We start from the raw sequence: 24,881 nt of genomic DNA, 5'->3' as shown, positions 1-24,881 counted from the left end.
CCGGCTCTCAGAGTCCCGACTCGTCGGTGCGCACCAGGATGCGCTGGCACTCCTCGCACCGGATGACCTCGTCCTTCGGCGCGGACCGGATGCGCGAGAGCTCGGAGGAGTCGAGGCTCATGTTGCAGCCGCCGCACTGGCGCGCGCGCAGCAGCGACGCCCCGATGCCCTTCTGCTCGCGGAGCCTCTCGTAGAGCGCCATCAGGTCGTCGGGCATCCCCTTGACGGCGCTCTCGCGGGCGTCTGAGACCTCGGCGAGCGAGGCGTCGATCGCGGCCTGCTTGTCGTCGCGGAGCGACACCAGCTCGCCCAGCCGCGCGTCGATGTCGTCGGCGCGGATGCCGAGGCCGTCGAGCACCTGCTGGGCCTCCTCGAGCGCCTCCATCACCTCGAGCTCGGCGTCCTCCAGGGTCGAGATGCGCCGCTCGAGGGAGACGAGCTCGTGCTGCATCCGCTCGAGGTCCTTGGGGTTGGTGATCAGGCCGGTGTCCATGCGGGTCCGGTCGCGCTCGCGACGGGTCCTGACCTGCTCGACCTCGCGGTCGGCCTTGGCCTGCTCGACGGTGAGGTCGTCGACGACGATGCGTGCGTCGCGGACCCGGTCGGTGAGCTCGGTGCGCTCATTCTCGAGCGCCGCGATCTCGGTCAGCTCGGGCAGGTGGGATCGCTGGTGGCGCAGCTGGGCGGCACGCGAGTCGAGCTCCGCGACGTCGAGGAGCGTGAGCTGGTGGGTGGGATCGGCCTTCAACAGCTCTCCTGGGGGACTTTCAGTGACGGAACTTCCACGGGTCGGTGCACAGCGTGCTGACCCGGGTGTCGACCCTATCGCCCATCTCCGCTCGCACCCGACCCTCCACCACCGGGAGCCAGGTCCACTCCGCCGCCCAGTGCGCCACGTCGACCAGGGCCGGGCCTCCGTGCTCGAGGAACTCCCCCGCCCGGTGGTGGCGCAGGTCGCTGGTGAGGAAGACGTCGACGTCGCTGCGGACGAGCTCGTCGAGGAGGAAGTCACCGGCTCCGCCGCACACGGCGACCCGCCGCACCGGGCGGTCCGGTTCGCCGGCCACCCGGACGCCGTGTGCCGTGGCGGGCAGCACTCCCGCGACGTGTGCCGCGAACCGCTCCAGGGTGGTCTCGTCCACGGTGCCGATCCTGCCGGTGCCGGTCTGCGCGAGACCCGGGTCGGCGAGCGGGACCACGTCGAAGGCCGGCTCCTCGTAGGGGTGGGCGGCCAGCAGTGCCCGCACCACCGCCGTACGCCGTCCGCGCGGCACGACCACCTCGACGCGCACCTCCTCGACGACCTCGAGCTCGCCCACCTGCCCGATCGCGGGCGAGGCGCCGTCGAGCGGGCGGAACCGGCCCTCACCGGTCGTCGACCAGGAGCAGGAGTCGTAGTCGCCCAGCCGTCCGGCTCCCGCATCGGCCAGCGCGACCCGCACCGCGTCGGCCGACTCCACCGGCGCGAAGACCACGATCTTCTCGAGGGCACCCGACGCGGCAGTCCGGATCGGCGAGAGGTCGCGCAGGCCGAGGGCGAGCGCCAGCGACTCCGAGACGCCCGACTCCGCCTGGTCGGCGTTGGTGTGCGCGGTCAGGAGGGCGCACCCGCCGGCCGTCAGCGTGTGCAGCGTGCGCCCCTTGGGCGTCGTCGCCGCGACGGAGCTCACAGGCGTGAGGAACAGCGGGTGGTGCACGACAAGCAGGTCGGCGCCCCACTCCACGGCCTCACGGGCGACCTCGATCGTCGGGTCGACGGCGAACATCACCCGGGACACCTCCGCCTCCGGGTCCCCCGCGACCAACCCGACCGCGTCGAAGGAGTCGGCCGTGGCCGGCGGATACCAGGAGTGCAGCAGGTCGACGACGTCCGCAAGCGTTGGCATGCTTCTGATCATCCCCGATGTCGCCCGGCCTAGTTGACCTGCCGCTCCTGGCCCTCCCAGTAGGGCTGGCGCAGCTTGAACTTCTGCAGCTTGCCGGTCGCGGTGCGCGCCAGCTCGTCGCGGAACTCGACCGACGTCGGGGCCTTGTAGCCCGCAGCGTGCTCCTTGCACCAGGCGATCAGCTCGGCCTCCATCTCAGGACTGCCGCTCTCCCCCTCGGCCAGCACGACCAAGGCCTTGATGGTCTCGCCCCACTTCTCGCTCGGCACGCCGATCACCGCGACCTCGGCGACCGCCGGGTGCGAGAACAGCACGTCCTCGACCTCGATGGAGGAGACGTTCTCGCCGCCGGTGATGATGACGTCCTTCTTGCGGTCACTGATCGTGAGGTAGCCGTCGTCGCCGATGACCCCGCCGTCACCGGTGTGGAACCAGCCGTCGACGAGCGCCTTCTCCGTCTCGTCCGGTCGCTCCCAGTAGCCGTCGAGGATGACGTTGGACCGTGCCAGCACCTCGCCCTGGTCGTCGGTGCGCAGGCGTACGCCGATGGCCGGCGCGCCGGCGCGGACCAGCTTGGCGGCCCGCTCCTCCGCCGGCAGGTCGTCCCACTCCGCCCGAGTCCGGTTGACGGTGAGCAGCGGCGAGGTCTCCGTGAGGCCGTAGATCTGCATGAACTCCCAGCCGAGGTCCTCCTGCACGCGCACCACGGTCTGGGTGGGAGGCGGCGCGCCCGCCATGATGATCCGGACGCGGTCGCGGCCGGGGATCTCGCCCTCCCACGACTGCGCCGCCTCCAGCACGGCCGCCGCGACGGCGGGCGCGGCGCACATCACCGTCACTCCGTGCTGCTCGACGCGGCGCAGGATCTCGGCGCCGTCCACCTTGCGCAGCACGACCTGCGGCACCCCCATGCCCGCCATCGTGAACGGCATGCCCCAGCCGTTGGCGTGGAACATCGGCAGGGTGTGCAGGTAGACGTCGCGGTCGCTCACCCCGGCGTGGAGGCCGAAGGTCAGCGCGTTGGTCCAGAGGTTGCGGTGGGTGAGCTGCACGCCCTTGGGCCGCGCCGTGGTGCCCGAGGTGTAGTTGATCGTCGCCGTCGCGTTCTCGTCCGGCTGCCACTCGCGCGGCTCGCTGCCGGGTGCGGCGAACATCGACTCGTCCTCGCCGAGCACGAAGGTGTGCTCGACGTCGATCTCGGCGAGCGAGCCGGCCAGCTCCGGGTCGACGTAGAGCACGCGGGCGCCCGAGTGCGCGACGATGTAGGAGATCTCGTCGGGTCGCAGCCGGAAGTTGATCGGCACCAGCACCCGGCCCGAGCCGCACACGCCGAAGAACGACGTCAGCAGGCGCGCGGAGTTGTGGCTGATGACCGCGACCCGGTCGCCGACCTCGATGCCGAGCTCGTCCAGCCGGGCCGCCTGCCGGCGCGAGAGCGCGTACGCCTCGGCGTAGGTGAGCGAGCCGAGCGACTCGGCCGGCTGGTCGGGCTCGTCGACGATGCCGACGCGCTCGCCGTAGACGACGGCGGCGCGCTCGATGAAGTCGGTGACGCTGAAGGGGACGATCACGGCAGCTCCCATCTCGACCATCTGCTGGTGCGCCCACTGTGGCACGCGTCGCCCACCGTCACGAGAGGTCGCCCGCGTGCTGCGGTGGGCGGCGGCGGGACGTCGATGAGCGGCGCATGAGAGACCTCTCATCCAGGACTCATCGACGGCACACGTGCCGCTTCCACGATGGCGCCATGTCGTTGCTGGCCAAGGCGTTTCTCGCCCTCGTGGCCCTGTCACTCGTCGCGGTCGCCGTAGGCCTTGCCGGCTGGTCCGACGAGCCCCCGCCTGACCGCAGCCGTCCGGTCATCATCGGCCGGACGGGTGACGTCGACGACGACCGGGCGCGCGGGGGCCACGACCGGCCACGACCGGAGCCCTCGCCACGCCAGGAGGACGATCCCGGATCGGGCCCGAGCGTTGTCACCCCGAAGCCGCGGGAGCTCACCTCGACCGACGGGCTCGACGAGGCGGGCGACGGAGACGAGGCCGATCCGGGAGAGGATGGCCAGGACGACGACACCGGCCAGGACACCAGCGAGGACGTGGATGACGACGAAGGCGGCGAGGGCGACGATGGGGGCGACGACTGATCCCCCGGCGCGCGCCCGGCGTCGGTGGCGCTGGGGACCGATCCCAGTCCGCACCCGCATCGCCGCCACGATCGCGGTCGTCACCGCCGTCGCCATGGCCTCTGCGGGACTCATCGTCTACGTCTTGGAGTCCCAGCGGATCGACAGCACCCTCAACCAGCAGATCGATCAGGAGATCGAGGAGTTCCGGGTCCTGGAGGGGGGCCTCGACCCCGAGACGGGCGAGCCGTTCGAGGACGTCGAGCGCCTCCTCCGGCTCTTCCTCGAGCGCAACGTCACTGACGACGACGAGATGCTGGTGATCTACGTCGACGGCCAGGCCCGCCAGTCGTCGCCGAACCAGTTCGGCCAGGCCATCCTCGACGACCCCGCCTACCAGCAGGCCATCGACCGGCTCAGCCGGCGCGGCGGCACCGAGGTCATCGACAGCGCCCGCTACCACGAGGTGTGGGTCACCCGGGTGAACGTCGAGGACGTCCGCAGCACGACGGCCGGCGGTGCACTCGTGATTATCAACTACGCCGACGACGAGCGGAGCGAGCTCGACCGGACCATGCAGACGTACGGCGTCGTCACCCTCATCTTCCTGGGCTTCATCACGTTGCTCGCCCTCTGGCGGGCCGGGCGACTGCTGGCGCCGCTGACCGCACTGCGCAGCACCGCGGCCGAGATCGGCGCCACCGACCTGTCGCGTCGCATCCCCGAGCAGGGCAACGACGACATCACAGCGCTCACCCGCACGATCAACGGGATGCTCGAGCGACTGGACTCCGGCTTCACGGCTCAGCGCCAGTTCCTCGACGACGCCGGCCACGAGCTCAAGACGCCCCTCACCGTGCTCCGCGGACACCTCGAGCTCCTCGACCACGGCGACCCCGCCGAGCTGGCCGAGACCCGCGACCTCCTGCTCGACGAGGTCGACCGGATGTCCCGCCTGGTCGGCGACCTGATCCTGCTGGCCAAGACCCGGCGCCCCGACTTCCTCGTCCCCGGCGAGGTCGACCTCGACCACCTCACCCGGTCGCTGCTCGCCAAGGCGCGAGCCCTGGGCGAGCGCGACTGGCAGCTCGACGAGACCGCGGCGGGCACCGCTGTCCTGGACGAGCAGAAGATCACACAAGCGGTGCTCCAGCTCGCCGACAACGCGGTCAAGCACACCGACCCCGGCGACACGGTCGCCATCGGCTCGGCCCGCGAGGGCGGCCGGATCCGGCTGTGGGTGCGCGACACCGGCGACGGCATCGCCCCCGCCGACCGCGAGGCCGTGCTCGAGCGGTTCGGCCGCGGCCGCGTCCGTCCCGGCGACGACGGCTTCGGCCTGGGTCTCTCGATCGTCCGGGCCATCGCGGACGCTCACGGCGGCGAGGTCGTCATCGAGGACGCCCGACCGCGAGGAGCGCATGTGGAGATCACCCTGCCCGATCGCGCGAAGGAGACGACGTGGCCCAGATCCTGATCGTTGAGGACGAGCAGCGCATCGCCTCGTTCGTGGCCAAGGGCCTGCGCGCTGAGGGCCACCAGCCGACCGTGGCCGTCGACGGGCCGAGCGGGCTCGACGAGGCACTGTCGGGTCGCTTCGACCTGATGGTGCTCGACATCGGCCTGCCGGGGATGGACGGGTTCGAGGTCCTCGACCAGCTGCGTTCCCAGGGCAGCCGGATGCCGGTGATCGTGCTGACCGCACGTGACTCGGTCACCGACACCGTCACCGCACTCGACAGCGGGGCCGACGACTACATGCCCAAGCCCTTCCGGTTCGCCGAGCTGATGGCGCGGATCCGGTTGCGGCTGCGCGCCCTGGCCCCGGCCGACGCCCCCGCCAGCGGCGACGACCTCGTGGTGGGCGGGCTGCGCCTGGACCGGCGTACCCGCCGCATCTCGGGGCCGCACGGCGACTCCGAGCTGTCGGCACGTGAGTTCGCGCTGGCCGAGATCTTCCTGCTCAACCCCGGCCAGGTCCTGACCAGGGAGCAGCTGCTCGACCTGGTGTGGGGCTACGACTTCGACCCGGGCTCCAACGTGGTCGACGTCTACGTCGGCTACCTCCGCCGCAAGCTCGGCGGAGCGGCGATCTCGACGGTCCGCGGGGTCGGCTACCGGCTCGACGCCTGAGCCGGGCTCTGCCGTGGACCTGGGTCAGCCCCTGATCCGGAAGCCGGCGAGCGAGCCCCGCGGCAGGCCGGCCAGGACCGGCTCCAGCGCGTCGGCGACCTCGTGCGGCCGCGGACGGTCGGCCGGGTCGCGTCGCAGGCACGCCGCCACCACTGACGCGACCGTCCCTGGCACGCCGTCGGGCAGCCGTGCCGGCTCCTGCGCCAGCTGCGGGAACCGCAGTCGTACGTCGTCCGCGTCGGGGTCACCGTCGGCGAACGGCCGGTGGCCGGCGACGGCGTGGAAGAGCGTGGCGCCCAGGCCCCACACGTCGGAGGCGTACGACGGCACCTGCTCCCCCGGCGCGCACTGCTCGGGAGCCATGTAGGCGTCTGTGCCGATCGGGTACCTCAGCCGCCGTGCGTCCTCCTCGGGACGGGCGACGGAGAGGTCGATCAGCCGCGCCGGGGCGCCCATGATCACGTTGCTCGGCTTGATGTCCAGGTGCGTCCAACCCAGCTGGCGCAGGTAGTGCAGCGCCGACGCGACGTCGATGGCGAGCGGCAGGTACTGCTGCTCCTGCAGACGCCCGTGGCGGCGGATCAGGCTGGAGAGACGCGGGCCGTCGATGTGCTCGAGCACCACGTGAGGCCGGGCGCCGTCCTGGCCGTCGCGCAGGCAGCGGACGACGACGGGGTGGTTGATCGTGTCGAGGGCCAGGACCTCCCGGCGCAGTCCGCGCAGGGAGGCCTCGTCCTCGACCTGGGAGGGACGAAGCACCTTGACGACGACCGCCGACCAGGTCACCTCGTCGAAGCACAGCCACGCCTCGTAGGCGGAGCCGCCGCCGAGACGCCGCAGCGTGCTCAGCCCCGGGGCGAGGAGGTCGCCCTCCGCGAAGTGCCAGACGTCGTCCCGCGTGCGCATGTCCCCTCCCCTCCCGGTTCAGCCGCGGGTGTCGTTGCGGCTGCGGTCGTTGGTCTGGTTGGCCGACCAGTCCCGGGTGCGGTCGCCGCCGTCCCGGGTCCAGTCGCGGGTCTTGTCGGCGCGGCTGACGTCGCGGTCGCGGCTGACACCGGTGAAGTTGCTGGCCGTGTTGTCGAAGGTGTTGGCACTCGCACCGGTGCGCGAGCGGGTGTCGTCGTCGTTGCTCTCGTCGTCGTTGGTGTCGTCGTCATCGTCGTCGGCGACCAGCACCAGCGACGGAGCCTCGTCGTCACGCTTGGCAGCCTCGTCGGCGGCCGAGGCGACGATCGGCGAGGACATGCCGACCAGGCCGATCACGGTCAGACCGGCGACGCCCGTCAGGGCGGTGGGAAGGAGGTTCTTCATCATGGTTCCTCTCGTCGGGGCACGTGGCCCGGTGGACGGGAGAAAGACTGGTGCGGCGGCGTGAGCCGACCGTGAGGCGACGATGAGAGGGCTCTCATGCAGGCGCAGGCTGCACGGGACCTGGGTGCGTCGGGACGGTTTCGAACCGCCGACCGCTCGGGTGTAAACCGAGTGCTCTACCGCTGAGCTACCGACGCGCGCATCGCCTGACCACCACGGGTGTCGACGAGGCTGGCACAGACTACGGGACGGGCCGGTCCGGGCCGAAAATTGCATCGCGCTGCGAAATGAGTTGAGCCGCTGGCGTCTCGGGTCACCAGCGGCTCAACAAGAAAAAGATTACACCAGCCCTCAAGGGCGTCCCATGAATCCCGCATTTGTGCCGGGGCGGTCTAGACCAGGTCCCGATTCCACGCTCAGGACACGGCTTCGTGCAGCTCGCGGAGGTGCTCGTCGAGGTCGCGCCCGTCGGGGTTCGCGTTGTGCACCGACCAGCGCAGGCGGCCCTCCCGGTCCACGACGTACGACGACCGGCGGGGGGCGCCCTTGACCGGGTCGAAGACCTCGTAGGCCATGGAGACCGCGCCGTGCGGCCAGTAGTCGGAGAGCAGCGGGAAGTTGAGTCCCTCGGCCTCGGCGAAGGAGCGCAGCGCGTATACGGAGTCGCAGGACAGGGCGAGCACCTCGGTGTCGAAGGTGAGGAACTCGTCGAGCCGGTTGCGCACGCCCGCCAGCTCACCGGTGCACACGCCGGTGAAGGCGAATGGGTAGAACATCAGCGCGACGGCCTTGCGGCCACGGAAGTCGCTGAGCCGCACGTCCTGCCCGAACTGGTCGCGCAGCACGAAGTCGGGTGCCTCGTCGCCGATGCACAGGCCCTCGCGCGTCACGACCCGCCCTCCTCGCGCTGGGCCAGCTCGCGCTTGAGGATCTTGCCGGTGGCGTTGCGCGGCAGCTCGTCGAGGAACACGATCTCGCGGGGCACCTTGAAGCGGGCCAGGTTGGCCTTCACGTGCTCGCGCAGCTCGTCCTCCGACACCTCGCCGCTGCGCACCACGAAAGCGCGCAGGCGTTGGCCGTAGTCGTCGTCGTCAACACCGATCGCGGCGACCTCCTGCACCTGCTCGTGCGTGACGAGGCAGTCCTCGACCTCCTGCGGGAACACGTTCTCGCCGCCGGAGACGATCATGTCGTCGTCGCGACCGGCCACGTGCAGGCGGCCGTCGGCGTCGAACCAGCCCACGTCGCCCGACGACATCAGGCCGTCGACGACCTCCTTGGAGTCGCCGCTGGTGTAGCCCTCGAACAGCAATCCGTTGCCGACGAAGATGCGCCCGGTCTCCCCCTGCGGCAGCTCGTCCCCGCGCTCGTCGAGGATCTTCACGACGGTCCCGTAGGGCGGCTTGCCGGCCGAGGTCGGATCCGCACGCAGGTCCTCAGGAGTGGCGATCGAGGCGTAGGCCACCTCAGTGGACCCGTAGATGTTGTAGAGGTTGTCGCCGAAGCGGTCCATCCACGCCTCCGCCAGGGTGGCCGGCAGGGCGGATCCCGACGACGCGACGACCTCGACGCGGCTGAGGTCGACCTCGTCGAGCCGCTCGGGCTCGAGCGCGAGCATCCGCTGCAGCATCACCGGGATCACGACCATCGACTGGCACCGCTCGTCCTGCGCGGTCCGCAGCGCCGTGGCCGGGTCGAACGTACGTCGCAGCACGACCGTCGAGCCCAGGAGCATGGCCAGCGCGAGGTGGGCGAAGCCCCACGTGTGGAACAGCGGCGCCGCGATGTGCGTACGCCATCCCGCCCGCAGCGGCATCCTCGACAGCAGCGAGACGGCCGCGTCGATACCGGCCTCCTTGCGGGGAGCCCCCTTGGGCGTGCCGGTGGTGCCGGAGGTGAGGATGACGATCCGGGCGTGGCGGTCGGGCGGCTGCAGGTCGCCCTCGTCGTGGGCCGAGACGAGCTGCTCGAGCGTCTCGGCGGAGTCTCCCTCGTCGTCCGTCCACGCCAGCACGCGGCGCTCGACGTGCGCACCGGCGAGCAGGCCCGTGAACTCCTCGTCGTGGATGATCATGCTCGGCGCCTCGCGCTCGAGCACGTCCACCAGCTGCGGACCCGCGAAGGCGGTGTTGAGGTAGAGGATGTCGGCGCCGAGCTTGGCGACCGCGATCGAGGCGTCGATGAAGCCCCGGTGGTTGCGGCACATCACTGCGACGGAGTCGCCCTCCCCCACGCCGCGCTCGGCGAGCGCCCGCGCCAGGGAGTTGGAGCGCCGGTGCAGCTCGCCCCACGTCAGCTCGCCCAGCTCGTCGACGACTCCGACCTGGTGCGGCGACCGCGCGGCGAGCGTCGCGAATCCGCCGGCGGGTCCGGTGCCCCAGCGCAGGACCACCCGACCGATGGAGGCGAGGGTCCTGGGCCCGTAGGGACGGATCACCCCGGCGCGTCCGAGGACGCGCACAGTGGTGCCGACGCCTGCTGCTCTCGAGGAGAGGGTGCCTGCGAGGTTGCGGCCAGTCACGCGGGCGTCTTCGGAGCGACCAGCCGGGTGGCCTGCCAGTCCTTGCTGACCGCTGCAGTCGTCGTCTGGGAGAGCCCCGCGATCGGGGCTGCCTCGGCGATGTCCGCGGCGTCCACCGTGCCGGGTCGGCCCACCTTGGGCGTCAGCAGCCAGATGGAGCCGCCGCCGACAAGGTCGGTCAACGCATCGACGAGCCCGTCGACCAGGTCGCCGTCGTCGTCACGCCACCACAGCAGCACGGCGTCCACGACATTGCCGTAGTCGCCGTCGACCATGTCGGCGTCGATGACGTCCTCGACCGCGACGCGAAGCTCGTCATCGGTGTCGTTGTCCCAGCCGAGTTCCTGGACGACCATGCCGGGCTTCAACCCCAGCCGGTCTCCCATACCGGTCGCCTGGGCAGAATCGCCCACCGTCGAGCTCACGCAGTGCCTCCAATGTTCGGGTGCCCATAGTCCACCCGAACAGCGTAGGCGCCGCAACCCCGTCCCGGTCGGCGGGCGTCGGGCTGGCGCGGAGACTGGCCCGGTGACTGGCCCGGAGACTGGCCAGGAGTCGGGTCGGAGTTGGGTCACTTCCTGGCCGTCATTCGGACTACCCACGGGTAGATTTCGTGGCGGCGGCTCGCGTGACACGATGCAGGTGTGAGTGACGTAGACAAGTCCACGCAGAGCACGACGCGGCCGTCCCCGGCCATCGCGTCGGTGATCCACGAGGGACTTCCCACCCAGCTGCCGGACATCGACCCCGAGGAGACCCAGGAGTGGCTCGCGTCCTTCGACGCGATGCTCGACGACCGGGGCCGTGACCGGGCGCGCTACGTCATGCTCCGTCTCCTCGAGCGGGCTCGGGAGAAGCAGGTCGGCGTGCCGGCCCTGCGCTCGACCGACTACATCAACACCATCCCGCCCGAGCGCGAGCCGTGGTTCCCCGGCGACGAGGAGATCGAGCGCCGGATCCGCGCGTTCATCCGCTGGAACGCCGCGGTCATGGTGTCGAGCGCCAACCGCAAGGGCCTCGAGGTCGGCGGTCACATCGCCACCTACCAGTCCTCGGCCAGCCTCTACGAGGTCGGCTTCAACCACTTCTTCCGCGGCAAGGACCACGACGGCGGCGGCGACCAGATCTACATCCAGGGCCACGGCTCGCCGGGCGTGTACGCCCGCGCCTTCCTCGAGGGCCGCCTCAGCGAGGAGCAGCTCTACCGCTTCCGCCAGGAGGTCCAGCACGGCAAGGGCGCCGGCCTCCCGTCCTACCCCCACCCGCGGTTGATGCCCGACTTCTGGGAGTTCCCCACGGTGTCGATGGGCCTCACCGCCATCAACTCGATCTACCAGGCCCGGTTCAACCGCTACCTCCACAACCGCGGCATCAAGGACACCGACCAGCAGCGCGTGTGGGCCTTCATGGGCGACGGCGAGATGGCCGAGCCCGAGTCGCTGGGCGCGATCCGCGTCGCCGCCCGCGAGGAGCTCGACAACCTCACGTGGGTCATCAACTGCAACCTCCAGCAGCTCGACGGCCCGGTCACCGGCAACGGCAAGATCATCCAGGAGCTCGAGGCCAACTTCCGCGGCGCCGGGTGGAACGTCATCAAGGTCGTCTGGGGCCGCGAGTGGGACGCCCTGCTCGCCAAGGACGTCAACGGCGTCCTGGTCAACCAGATGAACACCACCCCCGACGGCGCGTTCCAGACCTACTCCACCGAGGACGGCGCCTACGTGCGCGAGCACTTCTTCGGCGGTGACACGCGCCTGCGCAAGATGGTCGAGCACATGAGCGACACCCAGATCGAGAAGCTGCCTCGCGGTGGCCACGACTACCGCAAGGTCTATGCCGCCTTCGACGCCGCGAGCAAGCACACCGGTCAGCCGACGGTGATCCTGGCTCACACCATCAAGGGCTGGACGATCGACGCACTGGAGGGCAAGAACGCCACCCACCAGATGAAGAAGCTGACCCTCCCGGACCTCAAGAAGTTCCGCGACCGGCTCTACCTGCCGATCAGCGACCGCGACCTCGAGGAGTCCTACGAGAGGACCGGCGGGGCGCCGTTCTACCACCCCGGCGCCGACTCCCCCGAGATCGAGTACATGCTCGAGCGCCGCAAGGCCCTCGGCGGCTCGATCCCGCGCCGCGTCAACCGCGCCACCGCTCTCAAGCTGCCTGGCGACGAGCTCTACGCCGAGCTCAAGCAGGGCTCCGGCAAGAACAAGTTCGCCACGACCATGGCCGTCGTCCGCCTGCTGCGTGACTGGATGAAGGACCCGGAGATCGGCGACCGCCTGGTGCCGATCGCGCCCGACGAGTACCGCACCTTCGGCATGGACTCGATGTTCCCGAGTGCCAAGGTCTACAACCCCGGCGGCCAGCAGTACGAGTCGGTGGACCGCAAGATGCTGCTCTCCTACAAGGAGTCCGCGCAGGGGCAGATGCTGCACGAGGGCATCTCCGAGGCGGGTGCCATGGCGTCCGCGACGGCCGCCGGATCGGCGTACTCGACCCACGGCGAGCACATGATCCCGTTCTACATCTTCTACTCGATGTTCGGGTTCCAGCGCACGGGCGACTCGATCTGGGCGATGGCCGACCAGCTCGCCCGCGGCTTCCTCATCGGCGCCACTGCCGGTCGCACCACGCTGACGGGCGAGGGCCTCCAGCACGCCGACGGGCACTCGCCGCTGATCGCCGCGACCAACCCGGCGATCGTGCACTACGACCCCGCGTTCTCCTACGAGATCAGCCACATCATGCAGAACGGCCTCGCGAGGATGTACGGCGCCGACGCCGAGGACGTCATCTTCTACCTCACCGTCTACAACGAGCCCGTCTCCATGCCGGCCGAGCCGTCCGACGTGGACGTCGAGGGGATCCTCAAGGGCATCCACAGGGTCTCCGTCGCTGAGGGAGAGGGTCCGCGCGTGCAGCTGATGGCCTCCGGAGTCGGCTTCCCGTGGGTCAAGGAGGCTGCTCGACTCCTCGCCGAGGAGTGGGGCGTGCAGCCCGACCTCTGGTCGGTGACCTCCTGGAACGAGCTCGCCCGCGACGGCGCCGCCGCCGAGGAGTGGAACCTGCTCAACCCGGGCGAGGAGCCGCGCTCCGCCTACGTCCGCGACAAGCTCGCCGGCGCGCCGGGTCCGGTCGTTGCGGTGTCCGACTACATGCGGGCCGTCCCGCTGCAGATCGCCCGCTGGGTGCCGGCTGACTACCGCGTGCTCGGTGCCGACGGCTTCGGGTTCGCCGACACCCGACCGGCCGCCCGCCGCTTCTTCCACATCGATGCCCAGAGCGTCGTCGTCCAGGCCCTGCAGTCCCTGGCCGACGCCGGCGAGGTGCCCGTGGAGAAGGTCGTGGAGGCCGCGCGGCGCTACCGGATCGACGACCCGACGGCGGTCAAGGACGTGCAGCAGGAGGGCGGGGACGCCTGAGAACGATCACCTGGTGACTCACGCCTCCCGCGCATAAGCGGCGGGAGGGTGGCCCACCAGCTGCGTGAAGGCCCGGATCAGGTGGGACTGGTCGGCGTAGCCCAGCTGCGCCGCCAGCTCCGCCCAGTCCACCTCGGCGGCACCGTGCGCGGCCGCCGTGACGTCGAGGAGCCGGAACCGCTGCACCACCCACTTCGGACCGATGCCCACGTACGAGCCGAACCGGCGCTGCAGCGTCCGCAGGCTCACCCCCGCGAGCTCGGCCAGCTGCTCGGCGCGGACGAGGGAGGTGTCCTCCTCCACCTGCTCGACCAGGTCGGCCAGCGTGTCGACCAAGGGGTCGTCGACCCGGGTCAGGCCACGGAGCCACTCGGCCAGGAGGGCGGCCCCGTCCTCGGGTCGCTCGCACGCCAGGACGTCGGCTGCGACCCGGCGATCGTCCACGCCCAGCACCTCGGCCGCCGGCACCTCCCGCCCCTGCAGCACCGCGACGTCCTCGCGCAGGAAGGGCCGGAACCCGGCCGGGCGGAAGCCTGCCGCCACGGTGAGCCCGGTCCCCTCGAGCCTGCGATGGAACATCCGCGGGTGCACCCCGTGCACGAGCAGCCGCGGCTCGCCGTCGACGACCTCGGCCGTGAGGTGCACGACCGGGCGCGGGACGACCTCCTGCACGTGCGACCGGGGCGTGTCCCACCGCACCCACCAGAAGTAGTCCACGACGCCCGCGAGGTCGGGATCCGGCTCGGAGCGCCCGACCTGGATCCGGTGCTCCGCACGGCTCGGTCGCATGATCGCTGCCTGCGCGCGATCCGATCGGGAGGGCACCGACCCAGCCTAGGGCGGGGAGCCGACGTCGCCTGTCGCGTTTGTCCAAGCCGTGCAGGAGGGCACCGGTCGAGACTGGTGCCGACCCACCGGACGAGCAGGAGGAACGAGCAGTGGCGGAGCAGCAGCAGACGGCACGGATCGCGATGGTGACCCTGGACTGCGCGGAGGTCGCGCCGTCGGCCGAGTTCTGGTCGGCGATGCTGGGATGGGAGGTGGCCGCCAGCTCCGACGACTACGCGATGCTGACCGGCCCCGCGGGCGGACCGGCCCTGGGTCTGGGCCGGGTGGACGACCACCGACCGCCGTCCTGGCCCGACGAGGGCGGTCGCAAGCAGTTCCACCTCGACCTCGCGGTCGACGACCTCGACGCCGCCACGCAGCGTGCCGTCGGACTGGGCGCCCGTCTCGCCGAGCCGCAGCCCGGTGAGACGTGGCGGGTGCTGATCGACCCGGCCGGGCACCCGTTCTGCCTGACCGACGCGGCCAACTGGGGCTAGCGACCTATGCCCCCGCTGCGCGGCGTACGGCGTGGACGGGCGACCGCGGCGACTGGCCCGCCTCGGCCTGCACGGGCGCCTCGGGAGGGCCCGCGTCGATCAGGTCACGCCAGTGGTCGCGGTCGTAGCGGGACGGCTCGGTGGAGCGGATGAAGTCGCGCACGATCTTCACGAACCGCTCGGGATGGTCCTTGTGCGGGAAGTGGCCTGCGTTGGGGACGATCTCGACCTGTGCCGTCGGTGCGAGGGCGCGCGCGTTGCTGGCGTGGCCGACCGGGATGACGAGGTCGTCGGCGCCCCACACGACGCACATCGGCATCGCTTCGGTGAGGTAGGCGCGGTCGGCCATGGTGACGATCTGGCCCTTCCAGTCCACCACGGCCCGTACGACGTGGCGGATCGCGGCCCGGGCGCGCGGATCCTTGAACGAGTCGTAGATGGCGGCGACCTCGCCCAGGTCGCGCAGCTGGCTCACGCCGCTGCCGGCCAGCAGCCGCATCGCCCCCGTCGTGAGGTGGCGGATGCCCGGCGCGGACAGCACCGCCATCGCCTGGTGGAACCCGGGTGTCGTGATGGCCCGGATGGCCGGCGTGACCTCGGGACCGAGTCCGCCGGACGCGACGAGCACGAGGCGCTCAGTGCGCTCGGGGAACTGGTAGGCGAACTGCATCGCCACTCCCCCGCCGAAGCTGTGCCCCACGACCGTCACGGTGTCGATGCCCAGCAACGTGAGCAGGTCACGCATGCCGTTGGCGTAGCCGCCGAGGCTGTAGTCCGCACGCGGCTTGTCCGACTCGCCGTGACCCAGCAGGTCCGGCGCGATGACCGTGTGGGTGCGAGCCAGGGACTCGAGGACCGGTGCCCAGGTCGTGTGGTCGCACCCCAGTCCGTGGAGCAGCAGCAGGGCCGGCCCCGTGCCCATCCGGACGTAGGCGCGGCGGTGCCCGTGCACGGTGACGTACTGCACGTGCGCGGGACCGCTGCGACGGGGCACTCGACCTCCAGGATCAGGACAGGTCCCGGATTCAACCAGATCGGTCCGGCCGTCGACTCGGCGCCGCCCCGCCACGCGACGTCGTGACCTCGGCGGACGCCGGCGCGGGCACTTGACGGCTTCGTGGGAATCCCACTACGGCCGCCGCCGCACTACAGTCGTGGCATGCCCCCGTCCCGCCGCCGTGCAGCGCAGGCGCTGCGCAACTCGTCCGGGGCCCTGAGCACGGCGGCCACGGGACGGATGTCGACGGACCTGCCGTGGTTCGACGACCTGAGCGCGGAGGACCGCTCGTGGGTCGGCCTGATCGTCCAGGCCGGCATCCGCGGCTTCGTCGAGTGGTACGACGCCGAGGTCGAGGCGCAGGTGCACGCCCCCCTCGACGTGGTGGTGTTCGGCGCCGCGCCGCGCGAGCTGACCGGCGTGATCTCGCTGCAGCAGACGGTGGAGCTGGTGCGGCTGAGCATCCGGGTGGTGGAGACCAACATCGACGCCCTGCTGCACCCCGACGACGTGGGCGAGGTCCACGACGCCGTCATGCTCTACGCGCGCGAGGTCGCCTTCGCCACCGCCGCCGTCTATGCCCGGGCAGCGGAGTCCCGGGGGGCGTGGGACGCGCGCCTCGAGGCACTCGTGGTCGACGCCGTCGTGCGGGCCGAGGCAGACGAGACCGTGCTCTCCCGCGCGAGCGCACTGGGGTGGGGTGCGCACGGGGATGTCGCCGTGGTGCTGGGCGCCGTGCCTCCGCACCGGGCGGAGCTCGACGTCTTCGAGTCCGTACGCCGCTCGGCTCGCGCAGGCGACATGGATGCGCTCTGCGCCACCCAGGGCGAACGGCTCGTCGTCATCCTCGGGGGCGTCACCGACCCGCTCAAGGCGGCGACACGGCTGCTCGACCACTTCGGCGACGGTCCGGTCGTGGTGGGTCCGGTCACGGCCGACTTGGCCCATGCCAACGCCTCGGCGCGCGCCGCCCTCTCCGCCCACCGGGCCGCGAGCGGCTGGCCGGACGCCCCACGACCGGTGGCCAGTCGCGACCTGCTCCCCGAGCGCGCGCTCGCCGGCGACGGTCACGCGCGGCGCCACCTGGTCGACGAGGTCTACCTGCCGCTGGTCGCCGCGCGCGGCACGCTGCTCGAGACGCTGGGCGCCTGGTTCGAGCACGGCTCGTCCATCGAGGGCACGGCCCGTGCCCTCTTCGTGCACCCCAACACGGTGCGCTACCGCTTGCGCCAGATCTCCGAGGTCACCGGATGGTTGCCGACTCGACCCCGCGAGGCGTTCGCCCTGCAGTTGGCCCTCATCCTGGGGCGCCAGTCCGGGCGTACGGAATTGTAGGAAACCTACAAGAATCCGCGGGTGAGTTCGTCGGCGTTCGACCCGCGTCGCGCCCCGCGGACCCGGCAGAGTGGTCACGTGCTCGTCATCGTCGCTCCCGGCCAAGGGGCCCAGACCCCCGGTTTCCTCAAGCCCTGGCTGGAGGACCGCACCTTCGCCGCGCGCTTCGACTGGCTGGCCACGGTCGCTGGCATCGACCTGGCCCACTACGGCACCGAGGCTGACGCGGAGACCATCCGCGACACCAGGATCGCCCAGCCGCTGCTGGTCGCCACCGGCCTCGTCGCCGCCCTCGACGTCTTCCCCCACCCTGCCGACACCTTCTCCCGCATCGGCGCCGTGGCGGGCCACAGTGTCGGCGAGCTGACGGCCGCCGCCGGTGCCCGCGCCATCACCGCGGAGCAGGCGATGGTCCTGGTGCGCGAGCGCGGCAACGCGATGGCCGGCGCCGCCGCCACCACCGCCACCGGCATGACCGCCGTGCTGGGTGGTGACCGCGAGGAGGTCCTGGCCGCCATCGAGCGCCACGGTCTGACCCCCGCCAACGACAACGGACCCGGCCAGGTCGTCGCCGCCGGCACCATGGAGCAGCTGGCAGCGTTCGCCGACGATCCGCCGGCCAAGGCGCGCCTGATACCTCTGAGCGTGGCCGGAGCGTTCCACACCTCCCACATGGCTCCGGCCGTCGACCGGATGGGCGCCTTGGCCCGGTCGGTCTCGACCCACGACCCGCGCACCCCGTTGATCTCCAACCGCGACGGCCAGATCGTCCACGACGGTCGCGAGGTCCTGCGTCGCATCGTCGGCCAGATCGCCAACCCGGTGCGCTGGGACCTCTGCATGGAGACGATGACCGACCTGGGCGTGACCGGAATCCTGGAGATGCCGCCCGCGGGCACGCTCACCGGCATCGCCAAGCGCGCGCTCAAGGGCGTGGAGACGTTCGCGCTCAAGACGCCCGACCAGCTCGAGGCGGCCCGCGAGTTCTGCGACAAGCACGGCGAGGCGTCCATGATCGAGACGACGCCCACGTGGCGGATGATCGTCTCACCGGCCAAGGGCACCTTCCACGTCTCCGCCGAGGCGGCCGACCTCGACGTCCTGCAGCCCGGCGCCGCGATCGGTGACGTGGCCAGCCTGCGCGATCGCACCGAGATCACCGCGCCGCACGGAGGCTCGGTCGTCGAGTGGCTCGTCGAGGACGGCGACCTGGTCTCGCCCGGCCAGCCCCTCCTGCGCCTGCACCCCGAGGCGACCGTCTGATGGCCAGGATCACCGCCGCCACCGGAGCGGCCCACTCACGCATCCTCGGCCTCGGCGCCTACCGGCCCGTCCGCGTCGTCCCCAACGCCGACGTCGTCGACGCGATCGACTCCAGCGACGAATGGATCCAGCAGCGCTCCGGCATCAAGACGCGCCGATGGGCCGGGCCGGAGGAGTCGGTCCAGATGATGTCCGTGGAGGCGTCCCGGATCGCGCTCGAGCGAGCCGGCCTCGACGCCCGTCAGATCGACTGCGTGGTCGTGGCCACGGTCAGCCACCTGCTCCAGACACCCGCAGTCGCCACCGCGATCGCCCATGAGCTCGGCACCGACCAGGCCGCCGCCTTCGACATCTCCGCAGCCTGCTCGGGGTTCTGCCACGGCATCTCCCTGGCCTCCGACTTCGTGCGCGCCGGCAGCGCCCGCTACGTCCTGGTCATCGGGGTCGAGCGTCTCACCGACATCCTTGACCTCACCGACCGCGGCACCGCCTTCATCTTCGCCGACGGCGCGGGGGCGGCGGTCGTCGGCCCGAGCGACACTCCTGGCATCGGCCCGGTCGTGTGGGGCTCCGACGGCGAGCAGTTCGACCTGATCCGGCAGCGCGAGGACTGGCGCGACGTCGTCGGGAGTCCCGAGGTGCCTGGCAGCGGTGTCATGCCGCACCTGGTCATGCAGGGCAACCCCGTCTTCCGCTGGGCGTCCTTCGCCATGGCCAAGGTCGGCCAGCAGGCTCTCGACCGCGCCGGCATCACCCTCGACGAGCTCGACGTGTTCGTGCCCCACCAGGCCAACATGCGCATCATCGACGCGATGGCCCGCTCCATGAAGCTGCCCAGCACCGTACGGATCGCCCGCGACATCGCCGACCAGGGCAACACCTCGGCTGCCTCCATCCCGCTCGCGCTCGATCGGATGATGGCCGAGGGGGAGGCGAAGTCCGGCGACACCGCGCTGCTCATCGCGTTCGGCGCCGGACTCTCCTACGCCGCGCAGGTCGTCACCGTCCCCTGAGCGGCCCCCCACTCTCAACACCCCACCACCAGTCGCACCACCCAAGGCCCCGACACGGGGCCCGCCAACAAGAAAGGGAAGGCCCATGGCCACCACCGAAGAAATCCGCGCCGACCTCGCTGACATCGTCAACGAGGTGGCCGGCGTCGACGCCGACGACGTCCAGCTCGACAAGTCCTTCGTGGACGACCTCGACGTCGACTCGCTCTCCATGGTCGAGGTCGTCGTCGCCGCCGAGGAGAAGTTCGGCGTGACGATCCCCGACGACGAGGTCAAGAACCTCAAGACCGTGGGTGACGCCGTCGCCTTCATCGAGCGCTCCCAGGGCTGAGCCCTCCCCGACCCGTCGCGGGCGGCCGGCCTGACCCGGCCGCCCGCGACCAGTCCCCACCAGCTCCCGCGAGAAACGGAACCCCACTGATGTCCTCGACCCGTGTAGTCGTCACCGGCCTCGGCACCACCTCACCCGTCGGTGGTGACGTCCCCACGACGTGGCAGGCGATGCTGGCCGGCACGTCCGGCGTCCGGCACCTCGACGACGACTGGGTGGACTCTCTCCCCGTGAGGATCGGCGGCCGCGTGGCCGTGGAGCCGTCCGAGGTTCTCGACCGGGTCAAGGCGCGCCGACTCGACCGCTCCAGCCAGTTCGCGATGGTCGCGGCCGAGCAGGCGTGGGCGGACGCCGGGCTCGAGGGCTCAGGCCTGGAGCCCGAGCGCCTCGGCGTGGCCGTGGCATCGGGCATCGGTGGCGTGACCACCTTGCTCGCCAACTACGACGCCCTCCTCGAGAAGGGCGCCCGCCGCGTCTCCCCGCTGGCCGTGCCGATGCTCATGCCCAACGCGCCGGCCGCCAACGTGAGCCTCAAGTACGGCGCCCGCGCCGCGGTCCACGCGCCGACCTCGGCGTGCGCGTCCGGCAACGAGGCGATCGCCATGGCGATCGACCTGATCCGGCTGGGGCGCGCCGACGTCGTGATCGCCGGCGGCTGCGAGGCCGCGATCCACCCCCTGCCGATGGCGGCCTTCGCCAACATGATGGCGCTCTCCAAGACCGGCAGCGAGGAGGGTGGGGACCCCACGACGGTCTCCCGCCCGTGGGACACCGGACGCGACGGCTTCGTCCTCGGCGAGGGCGGCGCCGTGCTGATCCTGGAGTCCGAGGAGCACGCCCGCGCCCGCGGCGCCAAGGTCTACGCCGAGGTGCGCGGCGCCGGCATCAGCAACGACGCCCACGACATCGCCCAGCCCGACCCCGAGGGTCGCGGCGGCACCCGCGCCATCAAGATGGCGCTGCGCGAGGGTGACGTCGACCCGGCGACCGTCGTCCACGTCAACGCCCACGCCACCTCGACGCCGAAGGGCGACATCGCGGAGGGCCTGATGCTCCACGCGGTCCTCGGTGAGCACGTCGACCGATGCGTGGTCACCAGCACCAAGTCGATGACCGGGCACCTGCTCGGCGGCGCCGGGGCCCTCGAGGCGGTCGCCACCGTGATGGCGCTGCACGACCGGCTCAGCCCGCCGACCATCAACCTGGACGACAAGGACCCCGAGGTCGACCTCGACATCCCCACGTCGAAGCGTGAGCTGCCGCAGGGCGACATCGTGGCGCTCAACAACTCCTTCGGCTTCGGCGGCGCCAACGTGGCCGTGGCCTTCGGGAGCGTCTAGACACCTGACGACGTTCTCCCCGCCTCGCTCCTCCGTGGCAGCTCCGCGGGGACCCCGGAAGGACCTTGCATGACCACCACCGCCACCAAGCCGGCCAAGCTCCCCCGCCAGGACGACCCCCGCAACCCGGTCCACCGCCTCACCGCCCTGCTCGACGAGGGCACCCTCGAGCTGATCACGCCCGACGACGAGTCCGGCATGCTTGCGGCGGTCGGTCGCGTGGACGGCACCTCCGTCGTGGCCTTCTGCAGCGACGCCACGGTCATGGGCGGGGCGATGGGGGACGTCGGCTGCCGCGTGGTGGTCGACGCCTACCACCGCGCCATCACCGACGGCGTACCGATCATCGGGCTGTGGCACTCCGGCGGCGCGCGCCTGGCCGAGGGGGTCCTCTCGCTCCATGCCGTGGGCCGCATCTTCCAGGTCATGACCCAGGCCTCGGGCGTGATCCCGCAGATCTCCGTGGTGCTCGGGCCCGCCGCCGGCGGCGCCGCCTACGGACCCGCGCTCACCGACGTCGTGATCCTCGGCCCCGAGGGCCGCATCTTCGTGACCGGGCCCGACGTGGTGCGCTCGGTGACCGGCGAGGACGTCGACATGCTCCGCCTCGGAGGCCCCGAGCCGCACGGTCGCCGCTCGGGAGTCGTGCACATCCTCACCGAGTCCGAGCGTGAGGCGCTCGACCGTGCCCGCACCGTCGCCTCCCTCCTCGGCGCCCAGGGCAGCCTGGCCGCGGAGTCCGTCGAGGACCGCGACCTCGGCGCCCTGCTCCCGGAGTCGAAGAAGCGGGCCTACGACGTCCACCCGCTCGTCGACGGCCTTTTCGACGAGGGCACCATGCAGGAGCTCCACGCCCGCTGGGCCCCCAACATCGTCACGGCGCTGGGCCGTTTCGGTGGTCGTACGGTCGGCGTCGTGGCCAACAATCCACTGCGTCTCGGCGGGTGCCTCGACTCCCTCTCGGCGGAGAAGGCGTCGCGGTTCGTCCGCATGTGTGACGCCTTCGGCGTCCCGCTCGTCGTCCTGGTGGACGTGCCGGGCTACCTCCCCGGCGTCGGCCAGGAGTGGGACGGCGTCGTACGCCGTGGTGCCAAGCTGCTGCACGCCTTCGGCGAGTGCGTCGTGCCGCGGGTGACGCTGGTGACCCGCAAGACCTACGGCGGTGCCTACATCGCGATGAACGCGCGCTCCCTCGGCGCGACACGCGTCTTCGCCTGGCCGGGCGCCGAGGTGGCGGTGATGGGCGCGGTTGCCGCGATCCGGATCCTGCACCGCCGCAAGCTCGCCGAGGTCTCCCCCGAGATCCGCCCGCAGGTCGAGGCCGAGCTGGCCGTCGAGCACGAGCGCATCGCCGGTGGCGTGGACAAGGCCGTCGAGATCGGCGTCGTGGACGAGGTCGTCGAGCCCACCCGCACCCGCAGCGCCATCGCTGCGGCGATGCGGCACGAGATCGACACCGCCGGCGTACGCCGCGGACGGCACGGCAACATCCCGCTCTGACCCCGTCGGCGACGTAACGGGCGTCACACCCTCTCGTTGAACACCTCAGACCCTCGGAGGTGTTCCATGTCGAGCCTGCTCGCAGCCGTCACCCTCGCCACGGCCGGCCTCGTGCCGATCCCGCTGCTCCCTCCTGCCGAGCCAGCGGCGGACAGCCAGGCACAGGTCGAGCAGGTCGAGGTGCCCGCGACCCTGGACGCGGCGGACGGCCGGCTGCGACGAGGCTGCAAGGACTACCGGTACACCTACGCGGTCACCACGTCCTCGCAGGACTGGACCCTCGACATCGCCCTGCAGGACCGTCGCGGCAAGGGCGTACACGCCCGGTCACTGATCGGGCCCAGCGACCCCACCACCGCCGTCCTGACCTACCGGCTGTGCCAGTGGGCCACCGTGCCCGGACGGTTCACGCTCACCGGCGTCCTGGTCTCGTACGACGGTGCCCAGGAGACCTCGGCGACGGTCACCGAGACCTTCCGGCTGCGCCGACGCAATCCCTGAGACGCCCGGGGTGGAGGGTGGCGCTCAGACCACCTGGTGCAGCCAACGCACCGGAGCGCCCTCGCCGGCGTGGCGGAAGGTCTCGAGCTCGTCGTCCCAGGGCTTGCCCAGCAGGTTGTCGATCTCGAGCAGGAGCGTGGTGTCCCCCAGTGCCGCCTTGACGACTGCGGCCTTGAGCCGGTCCTCGGGAATCAGGATGTCCCCGTGCGGCCCCGTGATCGCGTGGAAGATTCCCAGGTCGGGCGTGCACGAGAAGCGCGTGCCCTCGGTGGAGGTGGTGGGCTCCTCGGTGATCTCGAAACGCAGGTGGTTCCACCCTCGCAGGGCCGACGCGACCGCAGCCGCCGTGCCGGCGACGCCGCTCCACGAGAGCTCGGCCCGGTAGGCCCCGGGCTGGGCAGGCTGAGGCGTCCAGTCCAGCGAGACGGCAACTCCGAGGACTCCGCCCACGGCCCACTCGATGTGCGGGCAGAGTGCAGAGGGAGCAGAGTGCACGTAGAGAATGCCCCGCGTCCCCGGACCGTCCGGGCGGGAAGCAATGCGTGTGGTCACCACGACCTCCTTGAGTTCCGACGCTCCAGATGCGCCTTCCCCAGCGGTCTGTCGTCGTTGCTCAACGCGAGTCGAGTGACACCTATGTGATTAGTGGCTCCATTGTGGCCCATGGGACGCCGGAACGCCAGCGTGTCGCGCCGGCACGCTCAGGACTGCTGCTTGCGCTCCAGCTGGTCGGCCCGCTCGGCGGCGTCGGTGAGCTCCTCGGAGTCGATCGCGTGGGTGCGGTGGAACCACGCTAGCGCGTCCGACTCTCGACCCGCCGCCTCCAGCGTGTCGGCGTACGCGTATCGCAGCCGGACCACCCACGCCGAGCGGTTCTTGGACGTGAGCGGCGCGAGCTCGAGAGTACGCAGTGCGGCGTCCAGCTGACCCATGTCGCGCCGCGCCCCCGCCTCGACCAGAGTCATCTCCGCCTTCGCCTCGGTGCTGAAGTTGGCGACCGACGGGCTCTTGCCGAGCTTGATGGCCTGCTCGGGATTGCCGAGCGCACGGTGGCAGTCCGCCATGATCGGCAGGTAGTCGGTGGCACCGTTCATCCGCTTCGCGGCCCGGAGCTCGGCCAGGGCCTCCGCGTAGTGACCCGCTGCGTACGCAGCCTCGCCGGTAGCCTCCCGGACCACCGCCAGGCGCGAGGCACGGGCGCGGGCGGCCAGCGTGTGCTGGTAGGCCTTCTCCGGGTCCTCGTCGATCAACAGGCCGGCTGCGGCCAGGTGACGGGCCACGCGAGCGGCCAGCTTCTCCGGCAGCCCCTTGAGCTGGGCACGGACGCCGGGGGCGAGCTCGGCACCGGTCACGTCCTCGGGCAGGTCGGGGCCGTCGTACTGCGCCTGGTCGACAGTGCGGGGCTTCTCCTCGGAACGGCCCCGGAAGCCGCGGTCCTTGCCGCGGGGCTGCTCGTCGCGTGACCCGCGACCGCGAGAATCACCGGCACCCGGTCGACCGGTCCCTCCTCGGGCACCACCCCGCGAGTCGCTACGCGAGTCGCCGCCTCGGGAGTCGCTGCCGCGCGAGCCGGACGCTCCACCTCGCGACGGGGCACCGCCCCGGCCGCTGGCAGGCTTGCCTCGTCCGGCGCCGGATCCATCTCGCGACGGACGCTGTCCTCGTCGGTCCTCGGCCACAGCCGCACTTCCCTTCTCACACCATCGGCCCCGTCCTGGGGCCACGGTACTCACACTGCAATGAAATGACGCAGAGGCCACCAGGTATCTGGTGGCCTCTGCCAAATGTATGTCCGGCGGCGTCCTACTCTCCCACAACCTCTCGGTTGCAGTACCATCGGCGCTGAAAGGCTTAACTTCCGGGTTCGGTATG

The 24,881-nt window shown here is 71.3% G+C and carries 24 protein-coding genes, 1 tRNA gene and 1 rRNA gene; 11 read left to right on the top strand and 15 right to left on the bottom strand.

What is annotated here, in order from left to right:
- Window positions 1-7: 7 nt before the first annotated feature.
- The 4 genes from J3P44_RS05205 to J3P44_RS05190 form a co-directional block, all read right to left on the bottom strand.
- Window positions 8-748, bottom strand: a complete 741-nt coding sequence (locus J3P44_RS05205; protein ID WP_255889189.1) for a zinc ribbon domain-containing protein — start codon at window positions 746-748, stop codon at window positions 8-10.
- A 19-nt stretch (window positions 749-767) separates the two neighbouring features.
- A complete protein-coding gene (locus J3P44_RS05200; protein WP_255889188.1) occupies window positions 768-1,886 on the bottom strand; it encodes a Nif3-like dinuclear metal center hexameric protein in 1,119 nt (372 codons plus the stop codon).
- A gap of 29 nt (window positions 1,887-1,915) precedes the next feature.
- Complete coding sequence (locus tag J3P44_RS05195; protein ID WP_255889187.1) at window positions 1,916-3,502, bottom strand: AMP-binding protein; 1,587 nt, start codon at window positions 3,500-3,502, stop codon at window positions 1,916-1,918.
- Window positions 3,503-3,675: 173 nt separating this feature from the next.
- Window positions 3,676-4,146 carry a hypothetical protein gene (locus tag J3P44_RS05190; RefSeq protein WP_255889186.1) on the bottom strand — a complete coding sequence of 157 codons (471 nt, stop codon included), beginning with the start codon at window positions 4,144-4,146 and terminating at the stop codon, window positions 3,676-3,678.
- On the opposite strand from J3P44_RS05190, the gene J3P44_RS05185 reads away from it, so the two are divergent.
- Window positions 4,127-5,488: a sensor histidine kinase gene (locus J3P44_RS05185; protein WP_255889185.1), complete on the top strand. Its 1,362-nt coding sequence runs from the start codon at window positions 4,127-4,129 to the stop codon at window positions 5,486-5,488. The genes J3P44_RS05190 and J3P44_RS05185 overlap by 20 nt on opposite strands.
- Window positions 5,473-6,144, top strand: a complete 672-nt coding sequence (locus J3P44_RS05180) for a response regulator transcription factor (protein WP_255889184.1) — start codon at window positions 5,473-5,475, stop codon at window positions 6,142-6,144. Before J3P44_RS05185 ends, J3P44_RS05180 begins: the two co-directional genes overlap by 16 nt.
- Before the next feature lie 24 nt (window positions 6,145-6,168).
- Here the strand turns inward: J3P44_RS05180 and J3P44_RS05175 are convergent, their stop codons facing one another.
- The 6 genes from J3P44_RS05175 to J3P44_RS05150 form a co-directional block, all read right to left on the bottom strand.
- A complete protein-coding gene (locus J3P44_RS05175) occupies window positions 6,169-7,050 on the bottom strand; it encodes a serine/threonine-protein kinase (protein ID WP_255889183.1) in 882 nt (293 codons plus the stop codon).
- 18 nt (window positions 7,051-7,068) lie between these two features.
- Window positions 7,069-7,458 carry a hypothetical protein gene (locus tag J3P44_RS05170; protein ID WP_255889182.1) on the bottom strand — a complete coding sequence of 130 codons (390 nt, stop codon included), beginning with the start codon at window positions 7,456-7,458 and terminating at the stop codon, window positions 7,069-7,071.
- A 122-nt stretch (window positions 7,459-7,580) separates the two neighbouring features.
- Window positions 7,581-7,652, bottom strand: a tRNA-Val gene (locus tag J3P44_RS05165).
- Window positions 7,653-7,871: 219 nt separating this feature from the next.
- On the bottom strand, window positions 7,872-8,345 hold the full coding sequence (locus J3P44_RS05160) for a peroxiredoxin (RefSeq protein ID WP_255889181.1): 474 nt from the start codon (window positions 8,343-8,345) through the stop codon (window positions 7,872-7,874).
- Complete coding sequence (locus J3P44_RS05155; protein WP_255889180.1) at window positions 8,342-9,976, bottom strand: AMP-binding protein; 1,635 nt, start codon at window positions 9,974-9,976, stop codon at window positions 8,342-8,344. The genes J3P44_RS05160 and J3P44_RS05155 overlap by 4 nt, the downstream gene beginning before the upstream one ends.
- Window positions 9,973-10,362: a DUF3052 domain-containing protein gene (locus J3P44_RS05150; RefSeq protein WP_255889179.1), complete on the bottom strand. Its 390-nt coding sequence runs from the start codon at window positions 10,360-10,362 to the stop codon at window positions 9,973-9,975. Before J3P44_RS05150 ends, J3P44_RS05155 begins: the two co-directional genes overlap by 4 nt.
- Before the next feature lie 258 nt (window positions 10,363-10,620).
- Between J3P44_RS05150 and aceE the strand changes: the two genes are divergently transcribed.
- Entirely contained in the window at window positions 10,621-13,404 is a 2,784-nt protein-coding gene (gene aceE / locus J3P44_RS05145) for a pyruvate dehydrogenase (acetyl-transferring), homodimeric type (protein ID WP_255889178.1), read from the top strand.
- Between the two features lie 18 nt (window positions 13,405-13,422).
- Here the strand turns inward: aceE and J3P44_RS05140 are convergent, their stop codons facing one another.
- Window positions 13,423-14,229, bottom strand: a complete 807-nt coding sequence (locus tag J3P44_RS05140; RefSeq protein ID WP_255889177.1) for a DUF6597 domain-containing transcriptional factor — start codon at window positions 14,227-14,229, stop codon at window positions 13,423-13,425.
- A gap of 113 nt (window positions 14,230-14,342) precedes the next feature.
- Here J3P44_RS05140 and J3P44_RS05135 point away from each other — a divergent pair, with 113 nt between their 5' ends.
- Entirely contained in the window at window positions 14,343-14,729 is a 387-nt protein-coding gene (locus J3P44_RS05135) for a VOC family protein (RefSeq protein WP_255889176.1), read from the top strand.
- A 4-nt stretch (window positions 14,730-14,733) separates the two neighbouring features.
- Here the strand turns inward: J3P44_RS05135 and J3P44_RS05130 are convergent, their stop codons facing one another.
- Entirely contained in the window at window positions 14,734-15,723 is a 990-nt protein-coding gene (locus tag J3P44_RS05130) for an alpha/beta fold hydrolase (RefSeq protein ID WP_255889175.1), read from the bottom strand.
- Window positions 15,724-15,888: 165 nt separating this feature from the next.
- Here J3P44_RS05130 and J3P44_RS05125 point away from each other — a divergent pair, with 165 nt between their 5' ends.
- The 7 genes from J3P44_RS05125 to J3P44_RS05095 all read left to right on the top strand — a co-directional run bounded on the left by J3P44_RS05125 (window position 15,889) and on the right by J3P44_RS05095 (window position 23,009).
- Window positions 15,889-17,061, top strand: a complete 1,173-nt coding sequence (locus tag J3P44_RS05125) for a PucR family transcriptional regulator (RefSeq protein WP_255889174.1) — start codon at window positions 15,889-15,891, stop codon at window positions 17,059-17,061.
- 78 nt (window positions 17,062-17,139) lie between these two features.
- Window positions 17,140-18,324, top strand: coding sequence for an acyltransferase domain-containing protein (locus J3P44_RS05120; RefSeq protein ID WP_255889173.1), 1,185 nt, complete (start codon window positions 17,140-17,142; stop codon window positions 18,322-18,324).
- Window positions 18,324-19,337, top strand: a complete 1,014-nt coding sequence (locus tag J3P44_RS05115) for a beta-ketoacyl-ACP synthase III (protein ID WP_255889172.1) — start codon at window positions 18,324-18,326, stop codon at window positions 19,335-19,337. Before J3P44_RS05120 ends, J3P44_RS05115 begins: the two co-directional genes overlap by 1 nt.
- Window positions 19,338-19,422: 85 nt before the next feature.
- On the top strand, window positions 19,423-19,668 hold the full coding sequence (locus J3P44_RS05110) for an acyl carrier protein (RefSeq protein WP_056599877.1): 246 nt from the start codon (window positions 19,423-19,425) through the stop codon (window positions 19,666-19,668).
- An 89-nt stretch (window positions 19,669-19,757) separates the two neighbouring features.
- Window positions 19,758-21,008 carry a beta-ketoacyl-[acyl-carrier-protein] synthase family protein gene (locus J3P44_RS05105; protein ID WP_255889171.1) on the top strand — a complete coding sequence of 417 codons (1,251 nt, stop codon included), beginning with the start codon at window positions 19,758-19,760 and terminating at the stop codon, window positions 21,006-21,008.
- A 69-nt stretch (window positions 21,009-21,077) separates the two neighbouring features.
- Window positions 21,078-22,508 carry an acyl-CoA carboxylase subunit beta gene (locus tag J3P44_RS05100; RefSeq protein ID WP_255889169.1) on the top strand — a complete coding sequence of 477 codons (1,431 nt, stop codon included), beginning with the start codon at window positions 21,078-21,080 and terminating at the stop codon, window positions 22,506-22,508.
- Between the two features lie 66 nt (window positions 22,509-22,574).
- Window positions 22,575-23,009, top strand: a complete 435-nt coding sequence (locus J3P44_RS05095; RefSeq protein ID WP_255889168.1) for a hypothetical protein — start codon at window positions 22,575-22,577, stop codon at window positions 23,007-23,009.
- A 24-nt stretch (window positions 23,010-23,033) separates the two neighbouring features.
- Here the strand turns inward: J3P44_RS05095 and J3P44_RS05090 are convergent, their stop codons facing one another.
- The 3 genes from J3P44_RS05090 to rrf form a co-directional block, all read right to left on the bottom strand.
- Window positions 23,034-23,561, bottom strand: coding sequence for a DUF3145 domain-containing protein (locus J3P44_RS05090; RefSeq protein ID WP_255889167.1), 528 nt, complete (start codon window positions 23,559-23,561; stop codon window positions 23,034-23,036).
- 149 nt (window positions 23,562-23,710) lie between these two features.
- A complete protein-coding gene (locus J3P44_RS05085) occupies window positions 23,711-24,688 on the bottom strand; it encodes a tetratricopeptide repeat protein (protein ID WP_255889166.1) in 978 nt (325 codons plus the stop codon).
- Window positions 24,689-24,799: 111 nt separating this feature from the next.
- Window positions 24,800-24,881 (bottom strand): 5S ribosomal RNA (gene rrf / locus J3P44_RS05080); the annotation flags it as partial.

The organism is Nocardioides astragali (assembly GCF_024436375.1).
Classification (GTDB): Bacteria; Actinomycetota; Actinomycetes; order Propionibacteriales; family Nocardioidaceae; genus Nocardioides; species Nocardioides astragali.
This window is presented reverse-complemented; position numbering and strand designations above follow the sequence as displayed.

What these genes read in the sequence shown, in the direction of transcription:
- J3P44_RS05105 (WP_255889171.1), top strand. Translation starts at nt 19,758, where the DNA reads ATGTCCTCGACCCGTGTAGTCGTCACCGGCCTCGGCACCACCTCACCC.
- J3P44_RS05125 (WP_255889174.1), top strand. Translation starts at nt 15,889, where the DNA reads ATGCCCCCGTCCCGCCGCCGTGCAGCGCAGGCGCTGCGCAACTCGTCC.
- J3P44_RS05200 (WP_255889188.1), bottom strand. Translation starts at nt 1,886, where the DNA reads ATGCCAACGCTTGCGGACGTCGTCGACCTGCTGCACTCCTGGTATCCG.
- J3P44_RS05095 (WP_255889168.1), top strand. Translation starts at nt 22,575, where the DNA reads ATGTCGAGCCTGCTCGCAGCCGTCACCCTCGCCACGGCCGGCCTCGTG.
- J3P44_RS05170 (WP_255889182.1), bottom strand. Translation starts at nt 7,458, where the DNA reads ATGATGAAGAACCTCCTTCCCACCGCCCTGACGGGCGTCGCCGGTCTG.
- J3P44_RS05175 (WP_255889183.1), bottom strand. Translation starts at nt 7,050, where the DNA reads ATGCGCACGCGGGACGACGTCTGGCACTTCGCGGAGGGCGACCTCCTC.
- J3P44_RS05190 (WP_255889186.1), bottom strand. Translation starts at nt 4,146, where the DNA reads ATGAGTCCCGCAGAGGCCATGGCGACGGCGGTGACGACCGCGATCGTG.
- J3P44_RS05150 (WP_255889179.1), bottom strand. Translation starts at nt 10,362, where the DNA reads ATGGGAGACCGGCTGGGGTTGAAGCCCGGCATGGTCGTCCAGGAACTC.
- J3P44_RS05185 (WP_255889185.1), top strand. Translation starts at nt 4,127, where the DNA reads ATGGCCTCTGCGGGACTCATCGTCTACGTCTTGGAGTCCCAGCGGATC.
- J3P44_RS05110 (WP_056599877.1), top strand. Translation starts at nt 19,423, where the DNA reads ATGGCCACCACCGAAGAAATCCGCGCCGACCTCGCTGACATCGTCAAC.
- J3P44_RS05115 (WP_255889172.1), top strand. Translation starts at nt 18,324, where the DNA reads ATGGCCAGGATCACCGCCGCCACCGGAGCGGCCCACTCACGCATCCTC.
- J3P44_RS05100 (WP_255889169.1), top strand. Translation starts at nt 21,078, where the DNA reads ATGACCACCACCGCCACCAAGCCGGCCAAGCTCCCCCGCCAGGACGAC.